This is a genomic window from Streptococcus sp. CCH8-C6 (assembly GCF_001557225.1).
GTDB lineage: Bacteria > Bacillota > Bacilli > Lactobacillales > Streptococcaceae > Streptococcus > Streptococcus sanguinis_C.
The window spans coordinates 1-896 of record NZ_LSJN01000040.1 but is presented as its reverse complement, the minus strand read 5'-3'; the positions used below and the strand labels follow the sequence as shown (position 1 = coordinate 896).

At 33.6% G+C, this 896-nt stretch carries 1 protein-coding gene; it reads left to right on the top strand.

Annotated elements, in window-relative coordinates:
- Nucleotides 1–268: 268 nt before the first annotated feature.
- Nucleotides 269–754 carry a sigma-70 family RNA polymerase sigma factor gene (locus AX677_RS04700; protein WP_060976337.1) on the top strand — a complete coding sequence of 162 codons (486 nt, stop codon included), beginning with the start codon at nucleotides 269–271 and terminating at the stop codon, nucleotides 752–754.
- The last annotated feature ends 142 nt before the right edge of the window (nucleotides 755–896 follow it).

The window sequence follows — 896 nt, the reverse complement described above, 5'->3', positions numbered from 1 at the left end:
TAGTAGCGCATGACTGTTAATCATGATGTCGTAGGTTCGAGTCCTACTGGCGGAGCTAGGTTTAAAAAATCAAATGTGTAAGCATTTGATTTTTTTCTTGCTTTCATGCTTCGCACAATCCTCCCAAATGACTAAATATGTGCCTGAAATGACTTAAAAGCAATTATTCAAGTCAGAAGAGTTCCTAAACGATGCTTTTTAGAAGAAAAAGCCCACCTTGCTTTCTATTTACAGTAGAATTAAGCCAAGTAAATTTTAAGGAGGAACTATGGATTTTAAAGCTACTTATGAGAAGGTGAAATGGATAGTTTGGAAGTGTAAGAAAGATTACTATATACACTTGTGGGAACATAGCGATTGGGAGCAAGAAGGGATGTTAGTTTTATACGAACTTCTGCTTAAAGAAAAAGGAATTGAAAATGATGAGGAAAAACTCTATCGTTATTTCAAAACAAAATTCAGGAATCATATACATGATAAAATTCGTAAACAAGAAAGCCAAAAGCGCAAATTGGACCGCCAGCCTTATGAAGAAGTGAGTGAGATTGGTCATCGTTTGAAATCAAAAGAGTTGTTTCTAGATGAGTTAGTTGCCTTCAGAGAAGCGATTGACAATTATAAAAGAACTCTTGATGATGTTGGGTTGGATAATTATCAGAGGTTGATGAGCAACGAGCGCTTTAAAGGAAGAAGAGCCATGCTTAAAGATTTAAAAAATCACTTAAAAGATTTTCAAGATAATACGATTTTGTAATGAACAAACTTGATGACTTTATTTCTGTTTTACTAGAACAGGTTAGAGCATCAAGTTTTTTATTAAATAAAAAAACAAAAAAAGATTAAAAAAGGTATTGACAGTTGGGTGGTATAGGTGATATACTAATATAGTTGTCGCG

Bases quoted from the DNA above. Each gene is read 5' to 3' on its own strand.
- AX677_RS04700 (WP_060976337.1), top strand. From the start codon at position 269: ATGGATTTTAAAGCTACTTATGAGAAGGTGAAATGGATAGTTTGGAAG.